Source organism: Micromonospora sp. ATLC16, assembly GCF_057196645.1.
The window spans coordinates 63,788-85,810 of record NZ_JBXUOW010000001.1 but is presented as its reverse complement, the minus strand read 5'-3'; the positions used below and the strand labels follow the sequence as shown (position 1 = coordinate 85,810).

Genomic DNA, 22,023 nt, shown 5'->3' with positions numbered 1-22,023 from the left:
GCTCAGGCCGCCTTGGTCAGGACGACCGCGATCCGATCCTGGGCGGCCAGCGCCACCACGGCCGGCACGTCCCGGACAGCGAGCGCCAGGTAGACGACCACCTCGTCCCGCCCGTCGGTGGAGACGGCGTCGGTGACGGTCGCGGTGAACCGGGTGGCACCGGACGACGAACCTCCGCCGCCGTCGTTGCTCGGCGTGCTGACCAGCAGCACCTGGTCACCGGGGCGCAGCTTCGGTGCCGGCACCTGGGCCGCGCGCAGGCCGAGGGCGAGCTGCTGCTGCCCGGGCCCGAGCAGTGGATCGTCGGTGAGCTGGGCCATCGTCAGCAGGGAGTTCGGGGCCAACGAGACGGCGGCCCGCAGACCGATGACGTCGGCGATCCGGGAGGCCGGCACCGGTTCGAGCCCCTGACCGCCGGCCACCTGCACCGACACCAGGTCGTCGGCGCGTACCACGCTGCCCACCTCGACCGCGCGGGCCACCGCCAGGTAGCTGCCGGTCGCCCGGATCGACGTCACCGCGAAGGCCGAACCCAGTCCGCCGAGCGCGATCAGCAGGACGGCGAGGCCGAGCAGGCCGGGCCGAACCCGGCGTTGACGGACCACCCGGGGAGGGGCGACCGGCACGTCCACCGGAGTGCTGCCGTTGCGGGTCGTCACGCTCACCGGGTCCCACCTTTCGTTCGCGACTGCGGGGCTCGCAGGACCGGCTCACTCCTCGCGCTCACCGGGTCACCACCTGAAGCTCGTTGATTCGAATGGCGACCGGGTTGGTGGTGCGGGTGACACCGTCGATGCTGTCGCTCTCACCGCCGCTGCTGGTCCACCCCACCGACCAGTGCGTGGTCGCCCGGACCGTGTACGTCCCGGCCTCCGGGTAGCCGCTGTCGTAGCCGCAGTCGGGGGACCGCTGCCCGGCGTGCGGGCCTCGGGAGCGGTACCGGGTGCCGGGGCCGAGGCAGGTTTCCTTGTCGCCGTTGCCCATGTCCCAGACCACCCGGTCGACCTCGGCCCGGATCGTCACGGTCAGGCCACGGTCCGAGGCGGAGGCGCTCAACGGGCCGAACTGGTTGGCACCGCGTTCGGCCCACATCCAGACCGGCAGACCCACCAGGCCGGGGCCGATGTCCTTGCGTGGTGCGACCGCCGCGCGGGGCGCGAGCAGGGTGATCGAGGCGAACGCCCGACGGGCCAGTTCCTCCGGGTCCGGCGGAGCGCCGAAACCCGGCGGCGGCGCGTCCAGCAGCACGTTTCTTACCTGGCCCAGAGCGCCGCCGGCGCCGATGCAGCTCTGCAGGTACCACTGTTGACCCTCGGGGGGTTCCGTTGCCGGTGACTCGATGAGCTTGTAGTAGCAGCCGTCGCCGCTGTTGAACCAGCCGAGCAGGTCGTCGTAGCAGGGGATGGTGCGGCCCTCCCACTGGCAGACACCCCCGCCGCCGTCGTTGTCGCCGCCGCTGCCGTTGTCGCCACCGTTGCCGCCGCCACCGGGGGTACCCGAGTCGTCGTCGTCCCAGACATTGCAGTTCGGTTGGGCCGGTGGGCAGTCGGCACCGGGGTCGGCGGCGGTCGCCGGCACCGCTCCGGCGCTCGCCAGCAGCACCGCCAGCACCCCGCCGAGCAACGCCCGCCGGAGGACGGCGGTACGGTCGGTGCCCGGTCGGCGGCGGTCGGCCTGCCCGGTCAGCACGGCTGGTCCTGGTGCGCGGCGCCGATGCTGATCCGCCAGCGACCGTCGGGATAGCGGGTCGCCGTGGCGGTGGCCAGGTGGCGGGAGCCGCGGGTGCCGGGTACGACCTTGTCGTCGGCGAGGTAGATCAGCCGGTAGTTGCTGGCATCGACGCAGTCCTGGATCTCCACAGTGGGCGGGGTGGCGTCGAGGTCCATCGAGATGACGGTGGGGCCTTCGGAGCGCAGCGTGCCGGCGCTGACGGCGCCGTTCTGGCGGGCCTGCCGCAGGCTGAACCGGACCCTGGTCAGCAGCGGGTCGCCGAGGAACCGGGTGAGCGCCGGCTCCTGCGGATCGCTGCGCCGGCTCGCCGTGCGGGACGCCGCGAGGTAACCGGAGTAGGCCGCCAGCGCCGCCTTCTCCGCAGCGGTCTCCTCGGCGGCCCGCTCGGCGCCGGCTGGCCTGTCCCGTTCGGGTGTCGTGGCGGTGGACGCCTCCTGGGTGCTGCCGCAGGCGGTGCTCGCGCCGACCGTGGCCACCGCGACCAGGCCGGCCGTCCAGCGGCTCAGCTGCCGTGCTCGCACCTCGTGCCCTCCTCGGTGCCGACCGACGAACGCCGAACCAGCGTCGCCGGGCGTGCGGTGGCGCGATCGGGCGGATCTCTCCGGCCTGTCCCGCATCCATCCGCATTTGCCCTTGTGGATCTCCTGCTAATGCACTGGTCTGGCTGCTCTTCGTTGACGGACGTGGGTTGCGTCACATCCAAGGGGCGAGCATAGGCTGACGATGGCCGATGCAACAGAGGCAATTCAGCTGAACACTCTGAGTTATGAATGGTGGTGGAGCCGTGTGGTTACCGGAAGGTTGCCGGCATTGATCGACCCGGGGCGCGGCTCGGGCGAGTACGGGCGGCGGAGTGGGTCATTCCACCGCCAGGTGGGTCGCCGAACGGCCGGTCGCAATGGGGTGGCAAATGGTAATCGGTCCGATCTGTCCCCGGCAGAAATGGTGCTAATTGGCGGTCATTTGCGATCGGTGGGAATTCCATCTGCCCGTTCCGGACATCTGATCCGGCGGCGGAACCACGGCACGGCGGGCGGCGGCGGACATTCGGACCGCCACCCGAACCGACCGGACACACTACCCTCCGTGAAGGGGTGGTCGAGGTGACCCAGCCACCTGCTCCACCGTCGCCCCGGATGGCCGCGCCCGATCAAGCACCACCCGGGCACACCGCCCGATCGTGGCCGCGCGCCTCGGCTCTGCTGGCGATCACCCCACTGCTCCGGTACGCCGTCGCCCGGCACGCCGTACCCCCGGGAACCGCCCGCCGGACCGGCTGCGACGCCTGCGGCGCACCGATCGGCCTCCACCGTCCCTGGCCGGCGCTGGGCCCGACCGCCCGCTGCAGCGGCTGCGGGGCCCGGGTCGGTGCCCCGCCGGCCACCGTCGAACTGGCCGCCCTGGCAGCCGTGGCCGCGCTGCTGCTGACCCGCCCACCCGCCGTCGAGTCGGCCGCCGCCGGATGCTGGATGGCCTTCGCGGTGCCGTTGCTGTTCATCGACGTGGCGGTGCACCGGCTGCCGGACCGGCTGACCTGGCCGGCCGCCGTCGGCACCTGGCTGTTGCTCGGGCTGGCCGCGCTGACCGGTGCCGGTGCGACGCCATGGCTGCGTGCCATCGCCGCCGGGCTCGGGCTGGCGCTCTTCTTCGCCACCACCACCCTGTTGCTCGGGACGCGGGGCTTCGGCATCGGCGACGCCAAGCTCGCGCTGAGCGCGGGTGCCCTCCTGGGCTGGTACGGCTGGAGTGTGCCGGTGCTCGGCCTGTTGCTCGCGCTGACCCTGTCCGGACTTGTCGCCCTGGGCCTGCTGGTGAGCCGCCGGGCCCGCTTCTCGAGTCACCTGCCATTCGGGCCGTACCTGGTGCTCGGCACGCTCGGCGCTTTGCTGCTGGTGTGGTGAACCGGCCGGTGGGGAACTGTCAGGCCGCAGGGACCGTCGGAGAGTCCTGGAGGCACTGTGCAGCCCACCCCTGACCAGCTGATGGACGAGCCGCAGCCCGACGAGCGGTGGCGGATCCGGCGGACCCGGGACGACCTGGACCGGCTCGGCGAGACCGAGTCGGTCTTCGCGTTGAGCAACGGATGGCTGGGCTGGCGCGGCACCCTCGACGAGGGCTTGCCGGTCGACATGCCGGGCAGCTACCTCAACGGGCTGCACGAACGCCGTGAGCTGAGCTACCCCGAGAACGGCTACGCCTTCCCGCAGCTCAGCGACACCGTGATCAGCCCACCGAACGCCACACTGGTCCGGCTCTGGGTCGGTGACGAGCCGTTGGACCTGCGCACCGGCACGGTACTCGCCCACGAGCAGGTGCTCGACCTGCGCGCCGGGGTGATCGAACGGCTCACCGAATGGATCTCGCCGGCCGGCGACGGGGTGCGGGTACGCAGCACCCGGCTGGTGTCGCTGTCCCGCCGCCGGGTCGCCGCCGTCGACTGGACGGTCGAACCCGTGGACGGTCCGGTCGACGTGCGGATCTGCGCCGACCTGCTGGCCAACGAGCATGTGCCGGAACGGGCCGACGACCCCCGGGCCGCCTCGCTGATCCAGGATCCGCTGACCGCCGAACTGCACCGGGTCGACGGTGCCGACGCGCTGCTGGTGCACCGTACCGAGCGCAGCGGGCAGCGGGTCGCCGTCGCGGTCGCCCATCGATCGGCGGCGCCGGCACACGTCACCACCGACGCCGACGCCACCCCGGATCGGATCCGGTTGACCCTCGCCGGGCCGCTGCGACCCGGCGAGCAGGTACGACTGACCAAGTTCGCGGCGTACGAGTGGGCACCCGTCGCGGACGCCTCCGCCGAGGAACTCGGGGCGCAGGTGACGACCGAGGCGGACGTCGCGCGTACGGTCGGCTTCGACGGCCTGCGCGCCGAGCAGCGGGCCGCCCTCGACCACGCCTGGCGTACCGCCGATGTGGTGCTCGACGGCGACGACGAGTTGCAGCTGGCGATCCGGTTCGCCATGTTCCACCTGATCCAGGCCGGGCGCTCCGACGGCGACCGGACCATCCCCGCCAAAGGGCTGACCGGCAACGGCTACGACGGGCACGTGCTCTGGGACACCGAGGGTTACGTGCTGCCGGTGCTGACCTACATCGCGCCGGCCGTGGCCCGGTCGGCGCTGCGCTGGCGGCACGCGCACCTGTCGCAGGCGTTCGACCGGGCGGCGGAGCTGCGGCTCACCGGCGCCACCTTTCCCTGGCGGACCATCAGCGGCCGCGAGTGTTCCGGCTACTGGCCGGCCGGCACCGCCGCGCTGCACGTCAACGCCGACATCGCCGACGCGGTCCTGCGCTACGTCGCGGCCACCGGCGACGAGGGCTTCCACGCCGGCCCCGGGCTGGACCTGCTGGTGGCCACGGCCCGGCTGTGGCACGGCTTCGGGCACTTCACCGACGACGGCAGCTTCCACATCGCCGGTGTCACCGGCCCCGACGAGTACGCCGCGCTTGTCGACGACAACCTGTTCACCAACCTGATGGCGCGGCGGAACCTGCGCGGCGCGGCCGACGCCGTCGAACGGCACCCGGAGGCGGCCGGCCGGCTGGGCGTGGACCCGGCCGAGGTAACCGGATGGCGGGCCGCCGCCGAGGCGATGACCATGCCGTACGACGCCAAGCGGGGGGTGCACCAGCAGTCCGCCGGGTTCACCGACCGACCGGAGTGGAACTTCGTCGACACCGGCGAGGACGGCTATCCGCTGCTGCTGCACTTTCCCTACCTGGAGCTGTACCGGCACCAGGTGCTCAAACAGGCCGACCTGGTGTTGGCGATGCTGCGCTGCCCGGGCGAGTTCACCGCCGAGGAGAAGGCCGCCAACTTCGCCTACTACGAGGCGCGCACGGTCCGGGACTCGTCGCTGTCCGCCGCACCGCAGGGGGTGCTCGCCGCCGAACTGGGCCACCTCGACCTGGCGTACGACCTGTTCGCCGAGTCGGTACTCCAAGATCTTGAGGATCTCGGCGACAAGACGGGCGACGGGCTGCACCTGGCTTCGCTGGGCGGGGCCTGGCTGGCGCTGGTGCAGGGCTTCGGTGGCCTGCGTGACGATCGGGAGCTGTTGTCGTTCGACCCACGGCTGCCCGACCGGATCGACCGCCTCGCCTTCAGCCTGCTCTGGCACGGCCACCGGCTGCACGTCACGCTGACCGCAGACGAGGCCCGGTACGAGCTGCCGGACACCGACGCCGACGTCGCGATCGAGCTGTGGCACCACGGTGAGCGCCTGCGGGTGACCGCTGACCAGCCGGCCACCCGCCCCCTGCCCCCGCTACCCGACCTCGGCCCCGAACCACCCTCCCCACCCGGCCGTCGCCCGGCCCGCCGCTGACCCGGTGGGCGTCAGTGGACCGGCTCACCCTGGTCACCGAGAATCGGGCCACCGGACATCCGCTGTCGCACGGCCGCCAGGTCCTCGAAGGCGTACGCCCAGTTGTGGCACTTGAAGCTGCGCAGCCCCTCGATCGGTGACCGGCAGTCGGCGCAGCGGACGCCGGTGATGGCGGCGGGCAGACCGGTGTTCACGTAACGGCGGTCGCCGAGGATCACGGTGGCGATCATCATCGGGTCGTGCACGCTCTTGAGGGCTGAGGCGACGATGTCGTACCAGGTGATCCGGCGACCGCACTTCGGGCAGTCCGGCTGGTCACCGCTTACCCACAGCGGCGCGCCGATGGTCCGGGGCGGCATGTTGAGCAGCTTCTCGATCCGCCGCACGTCGGACTCCGGCGTGGTCCAGCGGTGGCGGCCGGGCAGTGCGGCGGGCGAATCAGGAGCCGTTGCGCGGGTCGGCCAGCGTGGTGGGGGTGATCCTGATGTCCGTCAGACTCGCGCCGAGCCCGTCCCCCATCGGGGACTGCACGCTGAAACCGGCCCGGTGCCCGGCTACCGGCCCGAGTGTGAACAGTCGGGCGAGCGACCAGTGCGTGCCGTCGTCGGAATGGTGGAACGCGTACACCGCAGCCGTGCGGGAGATCCGCAGCCAGGATCGGCCGGGCTGGGCCACGGCGACCCCGTTGGCGTCGTCGGACACCTCGCGGGTGACCACGGTCACGATCGTGTCGATACCGGCCGGTGACCGCTCCAGGGCCAGCTTCGCCCAGGTTGTCGGTCCACCGTGGACAAAAAGCGTGACCGCGTCGTAGGTTTCCGCAAGCGGTGCCTCGACCAGGGCGCTGAGCTGAAAGTCGCCGTCGATCCGGGCCAGCGTGAGCGGCGCCGAGCCGGTCGGCTCGCCACCGGCCGGGTCGACGAACCAGTCCGTACGGGCGGAAGCGCTCAGCGCTGCGACACCCGGCGGCTCGACGTGATCACCGTTGACGTCCTGCCACTCAAACGAATCGACCGACATGCCGGCAAGCTTGCCGGGCGTACTCGGCGGAGACAACCCGCTCGGACGGGATCGGCCAGGTCAGCCGGTGCTGGAAGCGCTGCCACTCGGAGTTCCCCGGTGGCTACCCGCGCTCCCGATACGGCCGGCGATGGCGCGTTGCAGCCGGATGAGGACCGGCGGGATGACCCGTCGTGCCAGCCCCGCGGAGAGGACCGCGCAAGTCGACTGACCGACGTCTGGCCGCGTCGCTGCGAAAAAACTCCGCCAGATGGGTACGGGGGGATGCATGGCTCACAGACAACCCCCAGGCGACCCCTCGTGATCACCGGTACCTGGCCGCTCCTGCCCAGCGTGGTCGCGCTGGTCGCCGCCCTGGCGGCGATCCTGTCCGCCGGCCGGGCGTTGGTCCGGACGGCAGACGAGCTGGCGGACCGGACCGGGATGGGCGAGGCGGTGGCCGGCGCCCTGCTGCTCGGCGCGGTGACCTCGCTGCCCGGCATCGCCACCACGGTCATCGGGTCGGTTCGGCAGGACGCCGAGTTCGCCCTCGCCAACCCGATCGGTGGCATCGCGGTGCAGACGGTCTGGCTGGCCATCGCCGACCTGCTCTACCGCCGTTCGAACATCGAACACGCGGCGGCCTCCCTGGAGAACGTCCTCCAGGCGGTCGTGCTGGTGGCGCTGCTCTGCCTGCCCGTGGTGGCGTACGCCACGCCTGAGTTGACCCTGCTCTGGGTGCACCCGGCGAGCCTGCTGATCCCCGTCATCTACCTGTACGGTCTGGTGCTGCTGCGCCGGCTCCGCCGGGAACCGATGTGGTTCGCCCGGCGTACCACCGAAACCCGGCAGGACGAGCCGGCTACCGAGACATCCGGAATGAGCCTGCGTCGGCTGTGGTTCCGGCTGGCCGCGCTGGCGGCCGTCGTGGCCGCCACCGGCTACCTGATCGGTCAGGGCGGCCTCGGCGTGGTCGCCGCCTCCGGTCTGCCCAGCGGCTTCGTGGGCTTCACGGTCACCACGGCGATCACCTCGCTGCCGGAGCTGATCACGCTCATCGCGGCGATCCGCATCGGGGCGTTGACCCTCGGCATCGGCAACATCCTCGGTGGCAACGCGTTCGACTCTCTGATGATCTTCCTCGCCGACGCCTCGTACCGGCCCGGGTCGATCTACTCCGAGGCGAACCTGTCGGGGCTGCTGTTCACCGGCATGACCACCCTGATGACAGCCACCTTGACCGCCGGCCTGCTGATCAGGGAGCGCCGGGGCATCGGCTTCGAGGGGGTCGCCATCCCGCTCATCTACCTGGCCACCGTGGCTCTCCTGCTCCTGCGGCCCGGCTGAGGGCCGCGGTCCTGCCCCCTTCGCGCTGGACGTACCTAGGGGTGGGCGCGGGTCTCGTCCCGGATTCACTTGGCGATGGATCCACGGGTGCTGCTGTACAGAGCCAAGATCGCGGCCCGGACGGCCCCGCGAAGGGTCGCTGAGCTGGAACGGAGTGGGCCGGAGGTACCACCATGCGAACCACCCCGCGACGATCGTCGGTGACCCGCTTCCACTCAGGTTGGCCGGCCCAAGGGCGTCAGGCCGACGATCCTCGGGCGGCCACCGTCAGGACACCGCGAGCAGTCGGAACTCGCAGCGGACGCCGCTCGCCTTGGCGAGCCGGCCATCACCGGTCACGAGTGGGCAGGCCAACAACTCCGCCGCCGCGACGTAAGCCGAGTCGTACGCGGTGACATCGCCCCGTAACTGCCACATCCGGCCAAGCAGCATCGCGACGCCAACCTCGTCGATGACCAACGAGGGCAGGGTGTCGATCGCCTCCTGAGCCCGAGCAAGGCCCAACTTCCCACCGAGAACCTTGCCTCTGATCACCGACATGACCTCGACCAGAAGATGGCCCGGCGCGGCCCAGTGCGGATCTCCGGTCAGCTCCGCCCGCGCCGCGTCGCCGAGCGGCCCGTCGTCGACCAGGGCATCGGCCAGAACCAACGCATCCATGACGATCATGCCGCGCTTCCCCATGGTCCGCGTTGCTCCCGCTGGTCATTCAACTCGGCCGCGCTCTCCCCCGGCAAGGAGCGAGCACCGTCCGACCGGCCGGCGAAGCGATCAAGGGCCGCGGTGTTGCGCAGCCGCCGAGCCTGCGTTTCCACCAGATCCAGCAGGTACGCCTGGAGTGACTGCCCGCGCGCCTTGGCCTGCGCCGCCAGGGCGTCTCGTACCTCTTCCGGCACGTCCCGAATCTGGAGAGCAACCATGCATTCATTATGCATGCAGCATCACCCGCTCGCCGGAAGACTCGAAGCTTCGATCAACCGATTCGCATGACGACTGCGGCATAGCCAAGAACCGCAGGTCAGGGAAGTCTGTCAAGCCCCGGGTTTGATGGAGAGTTGGTTAGCTGGTTTTCAGGGCTGCGGTGGCCGGGTGGGTCATCGCGTGTAGCGCTCTAGCTCCCAAGGTCCGTAGACGGGCTGGCGTTCGCATGCCGGCTGCGAGGGCCTGGGTTCGCTTTGGTTCTTCTGGCCGGCGGCCAGGCGGGGAGCGGACCGCCATCGGCAGCGATCTAGCACCCGGCGGGCCATCAACCGAGTCGGGGTGATCGGGTAGCCTGATGGCACGACGGGCCGTTAGCTCAATGGCAGAGCTGAGGACTTTTAATCCATAGGTTCACCCGTCAGGACCGAGGCAGCCATGCGGTGACCTGCCAAAATGCGGAACTTCCGATCCATTTTAGACCCGCGACGCTCGTTGGCTGCTCGGTTGCCACGGCGGATTCGTCACCGCCCGGACAAACAGACAACCACGGTCATACGTTGGCGGGTCGCAGAGGCCCATTGCTGTGCTCGCTTGCCGAAGATCAGCAGAGCAGGCGTAAGTCCTGTTCAGGGCACGCTTCGGTCGGCTCGACACGTCCTCGCCAAGATCCGGCAAATACCGCGCCGCGGTAGTCTACGGTGCCGCGAGAGCTTGGGCCAGCAGCGTGGCGCGTTTAGCTGCGCGTGCGGGGTTTGGTGGTCGACCCAGGTACCTCGTCCGATGAGGTATTGGGCAAATGGGGGTGGCAACCCGTCCCGGTTCGTCCGACTGTTGGCCGACCGGCTCGCCCGTACGCTCGGACGGCATCGTCCGGGTGGCTGGCGCGACGCGTCCACTGGGCACCCCTTGCCCGTCGTCCGGTCGGTCTTGACCGAGTTCTGGACCGGTCCGTCGTGAACCCGACAGCCTGGTCCTATTTTTGCGTCAACCATTCCGGTCACTGTTTCGCGATCCCTGACCGGGGGGTTGTCCGCGCCATCTCGTTCCGGGCCCGGGAAACGGTCGCTGGCGGCGCGACGGGAGGGCGTGCGCAATTGGATGATTTCGGCACCGAGTTGCGTCGACGTCGGGAGGCAGCCGGGCTGTCGCCGACCAATCTGGCCCAGCGGGCGCGTTACAGCAAGTTCCACCCGAGCAGCGAACCAAGCAACCCGGGCCGCTCACGATCAGTAACCGGCGCGCGAGGCGTGGCCCCGGGTGTGGTTGGCAGCAGAACCTTGATCGGTGATGATGACATGCGCAGGTGCGGCCCTTCCCGGGATCGCGAAGCTTAGACAACCTCATGATCGCCGACGGGTCGACCCCGTCTTCAGTGGACCCCACACCACACGAAACCGCAGGTCAAGAATCCCTTAATCGACTAGCAACATCCCTGACCAGCGGGAGAGAAAGCTTGAACGAGGAGGAACTCCCTCCGGAGCCTCAGCTGATGGAGTCGCTTAGAGCCGTCGGCTACTCCCTCGAGGCGGCAGTCGCCGACCTGATCGACAATTCGATCACCGCGCAGGCGAACCGTGTCGAGGTGTTTTTTAGCGCGGAGGCCGAGCCCTACCTAGCCATCGTCGACGACGGAACCGGCATGAACGCCGACGAGGCTCGCGCCGCGATGTGTCTAGCGGGCACGAGCGCCGCTAGGAGCAGGCGGCCCGACGACCTTGGTCGCTTCGGACTAGGACTTAAGACCGCGTCACTCTCCCAATGCCGCGAGCTCACGGTGGTCACCAAACGGGACGGTGTGGTGACGGCGCTGCGCTGGGACCTCGACTACCTCACCCGCTCGAGGCGCTGGGCACTGCTCACCCTCTCCGAGGCGGAGGCCTCGATCCTACCCCGCTACGGTGAGATCGAAGCGAACCCGAGCGGGACCTTGGTCGTCTGGCGGCACTTCGACCGTCTCCCCTCCGCCAGCCAGACGATCTTCGCCAAGGCCTTCAACGAGCAGATGCTTTCCGCCCGGGCGCACCTCTCACTCGTCTTCCATCGCTTCCTCTCGGGCGAGGACGGCAAGCCCAAGGTCACAATGGAGCTGAACGGCGTCCGGCTGAAGGTAGTCGACCCTTTCCTCACGGCCCACCGGGCCACCCAGAGGGGGCCGGCCGAGTGCTTTGCCGTCGCCGGCTCACGGATCGACGTGCAGCCGTTCACCCTGCCCTACATCTCGAAGCTTACGCAGGCCGAGAAGGAGACCGCGCAGATCGCCGGCCGGCTGCGCGACAGCCAGGGCTTCTACATCTACCGGGCCAGGCGCCTAGTCATCTGGGGAACGTGGTTCCGCCTAGTGCCGAAGGACGACCTCGGCAAGCTGGCGCGCGTCCGCGTCGACATCCCGAACACCCTCGACCACCTGTGGTCTCTTGACATCAAGAAGTCCGCGGCCGTCCCGCCGACTGAGATCAGAGACCAGCTCAAGCGCCTGGTGGACCGGATCGTCCACCCGAGCCAGCGCGCTCAGCTGTACCGGGGCCGCCCCGCGGCGGCTTCGGACAGGGTCGTTAGGACGTGGAACCTCATCGACGAACGCGGCTCGTTCCGATATGAGCTCAACCGGGAGCACCCGCTGCTCGCCGCTCTCGACGAGCAACTGGACAACGGCGCACGTCGGCTGCTGAGTGAGCTGTTGAGGAACATCGAGTCGTCCTTTCCCGTCGAGGACGCCTACAACCGCCTGGGCGGTGACAACGTCCACGCGCCCCAGCATTCGGACGAGGGGGAGCTCCTCGACTACGCGGCCACCCTGTGGTCCGTGTTCAGCCAAACCGGTGAGTCCGCGGACGACTTCGTCGCCCGACTGCGGTATGTCGAACCGTTCACACTCTCCAAGAACCCTGAAGCACTGTTGAGAAGGGCCGCATCTTGATCAACGGAAACAGGCAGGAGCAGATTGCGACCTTGGAGAAGGTCGTCGGCGCATTGCTCGCTGGCAGGACCCACTCGGAGGCACACCTCACCGAGATGGTGGAGCAGTACCGCCGAGCGGCCGCGCCCGACGCCACCGACGAGGACGTCGCCGCATTGGTCCGACGCCTGACGGAGCGGCTCAGCATCGACGTCGAGCAGGGCGTCGCCATCGTCGGCGAGGACTTCAAGCCATGGCTCCAGGACAAAAAGCGGCAGATGGACTGGTCGCGATGGCTCAACTTCAAGCAGTGGATGTTGAACGACGGACGGCCGCCGCGAGTCATCGACAAGATGGACGACCTCACCGACGAGATCCTTGACTTCGCCGGCGACCCCACTGCCGCGGGTCCGTGGGCCCGTCGGGGCCTCGTCATCGGTGAGGTTCAGTCCGGTAAGACCTCTACGTACCTCGCGCTCTTCAACAAGGCGGTCGATGCCGGCTACCGACTGATCATCGTCTTGGCGGGGAACACGGAATCGCTGCGCCAGCAGACCCAGGAGCGCGTCGACGAGGGCCTCATCGGTCGCGACACGAGCCTCAGTGTCGCCCGGCCCGGCATCCCCGCCCAGACCCGTTACATCGGCGTCGGGGCACTGGACTCGCGGCTCGCGAACGCCCAAGGCATGACGACGGTAATCCAGGACTTCCGGACCAGCAGCCTAGCCGCATCCAACATCACGGTCGGCACCGACTCAGCCGAGCCCTACGTCTTCGTGGTCAAGAAGAACAAGGCGGTGCTGGAAGCGCTCACCGAATGGCTGGGCCGGCAGCGCAAGGTCGGCGGCAAGCTGCCCCTTCCCCTGCTGCTCCTCGACGACGAGTCCGACTACGCCTCGGTCAACACACGGGAGGACCACAACCCGACGACCATCAACAGCGGCATTCGTGGCATTCTCGACCTGTTCTCGCGAAGCTCCTACGTCGCATTTACCGCGACCCCGTTCGCGAACATCTTCATCGACCACGAGGTCGAGAACGATTTATTCCCGCGCCACTACATCTACGGCCTCGAGTCACCGTCCAACTACGTGGGCTCGCAGGCCACCTTCGGATCCCTTGAGGAGCCCTCCGACGCGATGCTCGTCGAGCTGGACGACGCCGAGGAGTTCACCCCCCTCGGGCACAGGGTGCACTGGAACATCGGGGAGGTACCCGAGTCCCTCCGCGAGGCGATCCGCACCTTCTTCGTCGCCAACGCGGTCCGCGACCTGCGAGGCCAACGCGCGCCACGCTCGATGCTCGTGAACGTCTCCCGTTTTAAGCGCGTGCAGAGCCAGGTATTCGACGCGGTGCAGGACGAGGTCTCCACGCTGCGTAACGAGATCGAGGCCCACGCAGCCCAGTACCGCATGGGCCACCCGAACAGGACCCTCGACATCGTCAAGGAGACCTTCGAGCGGCGGTACCCGGACATCACAGAGACGTGGGAGGAGGTCCTGGACGTACTCGCGGCTGCGGCGGCGGACATCCGCGTTCAGCTGTTTAATTCGGACAAGGACCGCGCCCTAGGTGAGGAGGACGAGCACTGGGACCGGCCGCAGCGGATGATTGCCGTCGGCGGTGACGTGCTCAGCCGAGGGCTGACACTCCAGGGCCTGACAGTGAGCTACTTCTACCGCCGGGTCGTCGCCTCAGACACTTTGATGCAGATGGCGCGCTGGTTCGGCTACCGCGACGGCTACAAGGACATCTGCCGAGTTTGGATCGATAAGGCATCCGCCTCCGACTACCGGCACGTCGCGGAGTCGGTGGAGGAACTCCGCCGCGATCTTCGGCTGATGCTCCGCCAGAAGCTCACGCCGGAGGATTTTGGCATTGCGGTCAAGAAGCACCCTGGCGCGCTGCTGATCACCGCCAAGAACAAGATGAAGGCCGCCGAGACCCGAAGCAAGACCATCTCTCTCGCCGGTAAACGCATCGAGACCACCAAGCTGTCCCCTGACAAGAAGGTGATCTCCGATAACTGGTCGGCGTTCCAGCGGCTCGGCGACGCGATCGCCACGAGCACCGCTACCCGGAACGGGACGGGTCGCTGGCCGCGATGGACCGGCGTGCCGAAGCGCGTCATCGCCGACTTCCTCAGCCAGTACCAGGCACACCCGTCGGACGCGATCTTCTCCGCGTCGGCGCTCAGTTCATTCGCCAGGCATGCGATCGCACCCGAGTTCCAGACTTGGGACGTCGTAGTGGTCAACGGCAGCAGGGAGCAGGCCCCGGAGGAGTTCGCCGGGGAGAAGTTCTACCCTCCGCTGCGAACGATGGACAGGGGGGCGGACAAGGAGCTGCGCGTAAGCGGCGCGAGTAGCCGGCTAGCAGGCTCCACCGACGTCCGCGTGCTCCTGTCTAAGGACGACGTCGAGGCCGCCATCGCCGACGCACCTGCCGATGGCAAAGGCACGAATCATCCGGAAACGATCTTCTACAGCCGACTTTCGCGGCCAGCTATGCTGCTGTACCCGCTGCTGCCGAAGGCCAACGGCAAGCTTCCGCGGGGAGTTGATGTCAACAAGATCATCGTCGCCGTGAAGCTGGCCATACCCGGCAGGGCCGGTGATCCCAAAGACTCACGGGGTGACGTCGAGTACGTCATCAACACGGTCGCGCAGCGGAAGTGGTTCATCGAGATTGACGAGTCCGAGATTGCGGATGAGGTCGATGACTGACACCTTCGTCCTGCGCTGGCGGGAGATCATAGCGTCGCCAGGTCCCGGGAAATTCGAGGTCGATTCCTCCCACTCCCTCCGATTCATCGTCGGCGTCAACGACCGTGACGATCCGATGATCTTCGTCATCGTCAAGGACAAGCCGCCGCTCCCGGATCTGTCCGGGATCATCGAGGTGGAGCGGCGGCAGCGGACCGGCGACCACAAGTGGACACTGGCGCTGTCACTGACTGATCGTCGCTTCCTCGAGCCCTACCTCCAGTTCTCCAGCGACCTGGTGTCCCGCACCGCCGATGCGGCCACCGAGGCGCAGGGAGTGGCGACGCTGCTCAAGGTCGTCGCCGAGTGGAAGCGGATGTTCGCTCGTGGGCCCCGACCCCCGCTCAGCGAAGATGCCCTGCGAGGCCTCATCGCCGAGCTGTGGTTCGGCGTCCACGTTCTGGGGCGGCGGGCGGATGTAGCCAAGGTCGCGCTGGCCTGGCGGGGTCCGCACGGCAGTCATCAGGACTATGTCTTCCCGCTGGGCCCGAGGTATGAGGTCAAGTCCCGGCGGACTGACGGGAAGAGCATCCGGATCTCCTCACCCGAGCAACTCGACGCGGACGGGATCATCCTGGTGACGGTGACGCTGGTCGAGGTCGATGCAGGAACCGCTGACGCCGTCAACCTCCCGATGCTGGTCGATGGAATCCGCGCGGACCTGGTTGCGACCCGGGACGCCGCGCTCGCCTTCGACAAGGCCCTCGACGCGCTCCAAGTCGACTCTGCCGACCGCCGCTATGCCGACCACTGGTTCGTCGCCACGGAATGCACCGAGTACAACGTGGCGCCTGACTTCCCGGCCATACGGCGCTCCGGCATCCCGGAGGCAGTCGTGGGCGCCACCTACGACATCCGGATCAGCGCGATCAAGGACTTCATCACCGACCGCTGGCACAGAACCGCGGAGTAGGGGGCATTGATGGACCTCGCGGACTTTTACAAGGACCTCATGAACACCGTGGATACGCGGGCTGAGGTTGAGAACGACTATCGATCGACGGCGTTCCTGGCCGAGGTGTCCGACCGCTTGGCGGAAGCCGAGGAGGTCGAGCAGCTCACAGTTCTGCACTTCGTCGGCACCGGCGAGCGTAAACGAGCGGTCGCGGTGAACGGTTTCGACCTGACTGACCAGGACGGGTCGGTCGCGCTCGCGGTGTCAGTCTTCGCGGACTCCGACGAGCCGCTGACTTTGTCCACTGCCGACGCCCGCAGGGCGTTTCAGTCGCTCGCCAACTATCTCGACGAGGCCGTCCGCGGCGTCTTTCAGGAGGGACGAGAGGAGAGCGGGCCCGAGTACCAGCTCGCCGAGGACCTCCGCATGCGTGGCCGCAATGTAACCCGCTACCGGATGTACCTCATCACGAACATGGAGATGAGCGGACGCGCGAAGGCGTTCAACAGCTCAGAACGTGACGGAATCAGGATCGACTACCACATCTGGGACCTTCGCCGGCTGCTCCAGGTACATGAGTCCAGTCAGGGCCGGGAGGAGCTGGAAATCGACCTCTCGGAGTGGCTCCCGAGCGGGCTCGAGGCTCTGCGGACCTCCGAGACGGCCTCCGACGTCAAGACCTACCTCACCGCCGTCCCTGCCCGCGTGCTGGCGGACCTCTACGGGCGGTACGGAAGCCGGCTCTTGGAGGGCAACGTTCGCTCCTACCTGAGCACGGCCGGCAAGGTGAACAAGGGCATACGCTCGACAGTGCTGTCGGAGCCGGCACGGTTTCTCGCCTACAACAACGGCATCACAGCGACGGCTACCGACCTCGAGTGGACGGCCGACGGACGAGCGATCAAGACTATCCGCGACCTCCAGATCGTCAACGGCGGCCAAACCACCGCCACGCTGTTCTACGTCCGCCGCGACAACAAGGACATCCCACACTTCGAGGATGTCTTCGTACAGACGAAGCTTGTGGTGGTGCGGCCCGAACAAGCGGTCGAGATGGTCCCGCGCATCTCCCGTTACGCGAACAGCCAGAACAAGGTCAGTGAGGCGGACTTCTTCTCCAACAGCCCCTTCCACGTGAGGTTGGAGGACCTGTCGCGCCGAATTCTCGCGCCGGCACAGCCGGGTGTGAACTTCCAGACCAAGTGGTTTTACGAGCGCACCCGGGGCCAGTACGCCAACGAGCAACGCAAGCTGAGCGTCGCTGACGCCAAGAAGTTCGCTGCCCTGTTCCCTCGGGGGCAGGTCATCACCAAGACCGACGCGGCGAAGTACGAGGTGTCTTGGGCGAAGAAGCCCCATCTGGTGAGCGCCGGCGCCCAGCGCAACTTCCTAGCATTCGCCGATCAGGTGGCCGCCCAGTGGGAGACCTCGGAGGCGAGCTTCAACGAGGTCTACTTCAAGCACCTCGTGGCGAAGGCGCTTCTCTATCACCGCATCCGCGCACTGGTGGCGAAGACGAGCTGGTACCAGAGCGGCTACCTCGCGAACATCGTCACATACACGATGTCCAAGTTGGCGGTGATCGTCGAGACCCACGCGCCGGGCAAGTCGTTCGACTTCGACCTCATCTGGGCGCGGCAGGCAGTGTCACCTGCGGTTGAGGAGACCAGTCTCGTTGTGGCGAAGAAGGTCTTCGATCTACTCACCGATGAGCGTCGTCCCATCGCGAACGTGACGGAATGGGCCAAGCGGGAAGCGTGCTGGGAGTCGGTCCGAAAGGCGTCCGTGGAAGTACCAGAAGCTTTCCTGGCAACCTTGGAATCTCGCGAGCGGGTAGCCCAACGCCGGGCCGACGCGGTGGCGGTTCAGAAGATCGATTCCGGGATCCTGGCTCAGACCACGGTTCTACAGATGGGTGCGCCCACCTGGGAGTCGGTGCGGCGGTTCGTCGTGGCGCGGCGTCTTGCGACACCCACCCACCTCGGCATCCTGGACATCGCGACCGGGCGGAAGAGAGGGATCCCATCCGAAAAGCAGAGCGCCGTGTTGCTCGGCTTACTCAGGACGGCAGAGGAGAACGGCCTTGAGCTCGACCACTGACCGTCACGGCATGACTTTTCCCTTGGGCCGGACCGGCCGTGCTCGCACGACATGTTCAAGGTCGGGTGCGATGATTCATGACAAGCAGGCCACAACTGCTTGAGGGATCGAAGCTCATTTTGAGGATCTTCGTACGCCCGACACTCGTACGCTCCACGAACACCGGGGCCCCCGCAAATGTCGGCACTACCAGCGGGGCCCACCGTCGCCGGCAATCCACGCCAACTTGCGAGTGAGGCCCCGGCCCGGTCAAGCGGTCCGCTCATTCCGTCTAGCCCAACGAGTCTCTTCGAATCCGTCGGCCAAGCCGTCGTGGCAACGCCGGGGCAGCCGACGTACGGCATCGGGCCACAGAGGTAACCTGCGCAGGGCGTTTTGATCGATCGGGGAGGTAACACAGGTGACGGACGATACCGTCGACCGACGTCGGGCAGGCTACGGCGTCAAGCTCGTGCGAGGCCCGTTCGTCCGTCTTGCGCCACACCCCGAGGCATGCGGGGACGACGACGAGTTCCTGCGTTTCGCCGCAGCTTGCCGTGAGCGGGGTGAGCGGCTGGCGGCGGACCTGTTCAGTGGTGCAGGTGGCCTGAGTCTGGGCCTCACCGAGGCCGGGTTTCGTGTGGTCCTGTCGGCCGACCGCGACCCAGAGTCCGTCGAGACGCATCGTCACCACTACCCGGGCCTCACCCTCGACTGCGACCTGGGAGAGTCCGCCAACGTCCGGCGGATCGCCGCTCTGGTGAAGGAGGCGGGGATCGAGCTGCTGGCCGGCGGCCCGCCCTGCCAGCCCTTTTCCCGGGCGGGCCGCTCACTGATCCGTCACCAGGTCCGCCACGGCCTCCGTCCGGCACACGACGAACGTCGGGACCTCTGGCGCTCGTTCCTGGAGGTCATCCAGCTGGCCCGACCCGCCGCCGTGATCATGGAAAACGTCCCCGACATGGCACTCGACCGGGAGATGTTCATCCTCCGCACCATGGTGCACGAGTTGGAGTCGATCGGTTACGCAGTCGAGGAACGGGTCGTCGACACCCTGCGCTACGGCGTACCGCAGTTCCGCCAGCGGTTGATCCTGGTCGCACTGCGGGACGGGATCGCCTTCGACTGGCCGCAGGAGGTACCGGACCGGGTATCGGTGTGGAACGCGATCAGCGACCTACCCGAGGTCGAGGGCGGCTGGAGGCCGGAGGGCGGCGCGGACGGCTGGGCCGACTACGCCGGTCCCAGATTCGCCTTCCAGAAGCAGATGCGTCAGGGTGTTGCACCGGCGGACACGGGCAAGGTCTTCGACCACATCACCCGACCGGTACGCGAGGACGACCAGCGCGCCTTCGACATGATGGACGCCGGCACCCGGTACTCGGACCTACCGGAGGACGTGAAGCGCTACCGCGACGACATCTTTGACGACAAGTACAAGCGCCTGAGCGAGGACACCTACTCCCGTACCATCACCGCGCACATCGCCAAGGACGGCTACTGGTACATCCATCCCCGACAGGACCGCACACTGACCGTGCGTGAGGCCGCGCGGCTGCAGACCTTCCCCGACTGGTTCCGCTTCGCCGGCCCACCGTCGGCCGCGTTCCGCCAGATCGGCAACGCCGTACCCCCGGCGCTCGGCACCCAGTTGGGGCGGGCCGTGATGACGGCGCTGGACGCCCCAAGGCCAGTTCCCTACCGCAGCCGCGACATCGCCCAAGCCCTCGCCACCTGGTTCGACGACCTCGGTGAGCCGGCCCTCCCGTGGCTGCGCGCCCGGACACGGTGGCAGGTTATCTCCGCGGAGATGCTACTCGACCGGGCAGCACCCGAGCAGGTCCGAATCCTCTGGTCACTGCTCGAACGATGGGAGCAGCCGCAGGACACCGTCGACGCCGGCGACGAACTCATCGAGATCGGGCGGTGGATCAACCGCGAGCACCGCGCCGAGCGGCTGCTCGAACTGGCGCGCACGCTCACCTCGCAACCGGACCTGCTCGATGACGACAAGATCCACAGCCTCCGCGGGGTCGACGCCTCGGTAATCGACCTCGCCGTCCTCGCAATCCCAACGCGCGACGAGGACAACGCGGAGGAACCCGTGCTCATCACCAAGGGCACCCACCGCGTCGCCGCCCGCTTCACCGGCGAGCACGTCGAACGCAGCCACAGGATGACCGCCGGGCGTCTGGCCGTCGCCCGAATGATCGGCGATGACACCGACGCACGGCGGGCACACCTCGGCCTGATCGAGCTTGCCATTTCCGTCTGCCGCCCCACCGACCCTGCCTGCCCACGCTGTCCCCTCAACAAGGCATGCAGCGAGGCAGCCAAACGGGGCAGTCGGACCGAACGGCAGCCGGTGGTCAGTCCCTGAAGCCGAGCGCGGCGGCGACGTCAGGGGCCTCGGCCCGCAACCTCTCACCGATGCGCTGCAGGGCCGCGTACTCCCCGGCACGCATAGCAGCGGCGCGCAGCGCCAAGCCGACAACCGGCATGGGCGGCGTCACCCCCGACGCCTCGCCGCGAGACAGCGCGGCCAACTGCTCGGAAGCCGCCTTCGGGCCCTCGGAGGCACTGCGCGAGTTCTTGCGGTAGGCGTCGTCCGCACGCATACACAGCTCGTGCACAGGGCGTTCGATCAGCTGACGCAGCTGCGGTGGCATCGCCACCCTGATCTTTGCCACGTTGATGTTGAACACCACGTCGAGGTCCGTGTCGAAGTCCAGCGCCACCCGCGCGAGCTTCGTGTGTTCGTCGATGCCCCGCATCCCGTTCCAGCCGCCCCACTGGACCAATCGCTGGGCGCGGTAGACGTACAGGCCCTGCTGACGGTTCCAGTTCAGCGGGCCCGACAGCCGCTCGAACTCCGCCTGAGAGGTGAACTGGTCACGGGACGGCAGGACGTACCGCTGTAGCCCTACCGTGCCGGTAGCCTCACCAACGGTGACCTCGAAGCGCAGCGGGGGGAGCACCTCCCGGGCCGGCTCGTCCGGGGCGAACGGGTTCCACGGCCGGACCTTCTCGCCGTTGACGGTGATCACGAGGCCATCACCGACCTCGCCCTCGAGGAAGCGGTGGAAAACCGTACCCAGGTGGTCGGCAGTTCTGCTCGCCAACGCCTCCAACCGGCGACGTGCCCAACCGCCCTCCGGCTTACGCTCCGGCAGGACCCGGTCGAGTCCGCGCCAGAGCACCACGGTGCCCCCCGCGTCCGCCACCGTCTCGCGGGCCTTGGCGACCTGCTCGTCGTCCGCCGGTTCGGCGACGACCCAGTCATCCACCTCGGCAATGAGATCGAGATCGATCATCCGCGACACCGTGCGGGCCGTGTCCGCCCTCCTGCGACTAACCACCGTCAAGGACCGACACTGCGACAGGGATGCGGTCTTCAACCCCAGCCCGTACCGACCCAGGTCTCCGCGACCGTAGTCGCGCCGGCTGCCGTAGCGCAGCGCCTCCAGCAAGCCGTTGGCGCTCATGCCCTCGCCGTCGTCGGAGATCATCACCCACGAGTCGGAACCGTCGAACACGACGTCGATTTCGACCCGACTCGCGCCCGCGGCGACGCTGTTGTCCACCACGTCGGCCACCGCGGTCGGGAAGTCGTAACCGATGTCACGCAGCGAGTCGGTCAACCGCGCAGCAGACGGCGCCACGCTGTACAGGTTTCGCACGCTCACGACGCTTCCTCCGTTCGACAACGACGACGGGGACCAGGATGTCACACTCTCCCGCAACCCACGTCACGGGACGCACGGCGGTGCGCCGAATGCTCACTCGTGACCCGGAAACAAGGCCGCGCGTTAGCCCGAACTGGGATGAATTTCCGGCGAACGTGCTCCCCGTCGACAGAGGGGATCAGACGCTCCCAACGTATGACGGTGTCTCCCCTCAACATGCCGGCCAGATTAGAACAAGGGTACGACCAGGGCGTCCGGCGGGGGCCGGTTGAACGGGTAGGCAAGACGGATATGACGGACAGCGAACGGTGGCGCACCCAGCTCGCCGCCCGTAGGCGGAACGGCTGTGCAGCTTCCGGGATGCAGG

The 22,023-nt window shown here is 68.1% G+C and carries 16 protein-coding genes; 8 read left to right on the top strand and 8 right to left on the bottom strand.

Annotated features, from left to right (window positions below):
* Positions 1-2: 2 nt before the first annotated feature.
* Genes AC2CHE_RS00415 through AC2CHE_RS00405 form a run of 3 tightly spaced genes read right to left on the bottom strand, consistent with a single transcriptional unit; the run spans position 3 to position 2,252 of the window.
* Positions 3-665: an SAF domain-containing protein gene (locus AC2CHE_RS00415; RefSeq protein WP_484502854.1), complete on the bottom strand. Its 663-nt coding sequence runs from the start codon at positions 663-665 to the stop codon at positions 3-5.
* Between the two features lie 58 nt (positions 666-723).
* On the bottom strand, positions 724-1,689 hold the full coding sequence (locus AC2CHE_RS00410) for a hypothetical protein (protein ID WP_484502853.1): 966 nt from the start codon (positions 1,687-1,689) through the stop codon (positions 724-726).
* Entirely contained in the window at positions 1,683-2,252 is a 570-nt protein-coding gene (locus AC2CHE_RS00405; RefSeq protein ID WP_484502852.1) for a hypothetical protein, read from the bottom strand. Before AC2CHE_RS00405 ends, AC2CHE_RS00410 begins: the two co-directional genes overlap by 7 nt.
* A 615-nt stretch (positions 2,253-2,867) precedes the next feature.
* Between AC2CHE_RS00405 and AC2CHE_RS00400 the strand changes: the two genes are divergently transcribed.
* Both AC2CHE_RS00400 and AC2CHE_RS00395 read left to right on the top strand, forming a co-directional pair.
* Entirely contained in the window at positions 2,868-3,632 is a 765-nt protein-coding gene (locus tag AC2CHE_RS00400) for a prepilin peptidase (RefSeq protein ID WP_484502851.1), read from the top strand.
* An 81-nt stretch (positions 3,633-3,713) separates the two neighbouring features.
* Positions 3,714-6,068: a glycoside hydrolase family 65 protein gene (locus AC2CHE_RS00395; RefSeq protein WP_484503020.1), complete on the top strand. Its 2,355-nt coding sequence runs from the start codon at positions 3,714-3,716 to the stop codon at positions 6,066-6,068.
* Between the two features lie 11 nt (positions 6,069-6,079).
* Here the strand turns inward: AC2CHE_RS00395 and AC2CHE_RS00390 are convergent, their stop codons facing one another.
* Both AC2CHE_RS00390 and AC2CHE_RS00385 read right to left on the bottom strand, forming a co-directional pair.
* On the bottom strand, positions 6,080-6,454 hold the full coding sequence (locus AC2CHE_RS00390) for a hypothetical protein (RefSeq protein ID WP_484502850.1): 375 nt from the start codon (positions 6,452-6,454) through the stop codon (positions 6,080-6,082).
* Between the two features lie 52 nt (positions 6,455-6,506).
* Positions 6,507-7,088, bottom strand: coding sequence for a DUF1349 domain-containing protein (locus tag AC2CHE_RS00385; protein ID WP_484502849.1), 582 nt, complete (start codon positions 7,086-7,088; stop codon positions 6,507-6,509).
* Between the two features lie 300 nt (positions 7,089-7,388).
* Between AC2CHE_RS00385 and AC2CHE_RS00380 the strand changes: the two genes are divergently transcribed.
* Complete coding sequence (locus AC2CHE_RS00380) at positions 7,389-8,414, top strand: sodium:calcium antiporter (protein ID WP_484502848.1); 1,026 nt, start codon at positions 7,389-7,391, stop codon at positions 8,412-8,414.
* Between the two features lie 267 nt (positions 8,415-8,681).
* On the opposite strand, the gene AC2CHE_RS00375 is transcribed toward AC2CHE_RS00380, so the two are convergent.
* Both AC2CHE_RS00375 and AC2CHE_RS00370 read right to left on the bottom strand, forming a co-directional pair.
* Positions 8,682-9,098, bottom strand: a complete 417-nt coding sequence (locus tag AC2CHE_RS00375; protein ID WP_484502847.1) for a type II toxin-antitoxin system VapC family toxin — start codon at positions 9,096-9,098, stop codon at positions 8,682-8,684.
* Positions 9,080-9,334, bottom strand: a complete 255-nt coding sequence (locus AC2CHE_RS00370; RefSeq protein ID WP_092381133.1) for a FitA-like ribbon-helix-helix domain-containing protein — start codon at positions 9,332-9,334, stop codon at positions 9,080-9,082. The genes AC2CHE_RS00375 and AC2CHE_RS00370 overlap by 19 nt, the downstream gene beginning before the upstream one ends.
* Before the next feature lie 1,454 nt (positions 9,335-10,788).
* On the opposite strand from AC2CHE_RS00370, the gene AC2CHE_RS00365 reads away from it, so the two are divergent.
* The 5 genes from AC2CHE_RS00365 to dcm all read left to right on the top strand — a co-directional run bounded on the left by AC2CHE_RS00365 (position 10,789) and on the right by dcm (position 20,350).
* Entirely contained in the window at positions 10,789-12,252 is a 1,464-nt protein-coding gene (locus AC2CHE_RS00365) for an ATP-binding protein (protein ID WP_484502846.1), read from the top strand.
* Positions 12,249-14,957, top strand: coding sequence for a Z1 domain-containing protein (locus tag AC2CHE_RS00360; RefSeq protein ID WP_484502845.1), 2,709 nt, complete (start codon positions 12,249-12,251; stop codon positions 14,955-14,957). The genes AC2CHE_RS00365 and AC2CHE_RS00360 overlap by 4 nt, the downstream gene beginning before the upstream one ends.
* Positions 14,950-15,909 carry a PD-(D/E)XK motif protein gene (locus AC2CHE_RS00355; RefSeq protein ID WP_484502844.1) on the top strand — a complete coding sequence of 320 codons (960 nt, stop codon included), beginning with the start codon at positions 14,950-14,952 and terminating at the stop codon, positions 15,907-15,909. Before AC2CHE_RS00360 ends, AC2CHE_RS00355 begins: the two co-directional genes overlap by 8 nt.
* Positions 15,910-15,918: 9 nt before the next feature.
* Positions 15,919-17,991 carry an AIPR family protein gene (locus AC2CHE_RS00350; protein WP_484502843.1) on the top strand — a complete coding sequence of 691 codons (2,073 nt, stop codon included), beginning with the start codon at positions 15,919-15,921 and terminating at the stop codon, positions 17,989-17,991.
* 400 nt (positions 17,992-18,391) lie between these two features.
* Positions 18,392-20,350, top strand: a complete 1,959-nt coding sequence (gene dcm, locus AC2CHE_RS00345) for a DNA (cytosine-5-)-methyltransferase (RefSeq protein ID WP_484502842.1) — start codon at positions 18,392-18,394, stop codon at positions 20,348-20,350.
* Here dcm and AC2CHE_RS00340 read toward each other — a convergent pair.
* Positions 20,340-21,656: an ATP-binding protein gene (locus AC2CHE_RS00340; protein WP_484502841.1), complete on the bottom strand. Its 1,317-nt coding sequence runs from the start codon at positions 21,654-21,656 to the stop codon at positions 20,340-20,342. The genes dcm and AC2CHE_RS00340 overlap by 11 nt on opposite strands.
* Positions 21,657-22,023: the final 367 nt, after the last annotated feature.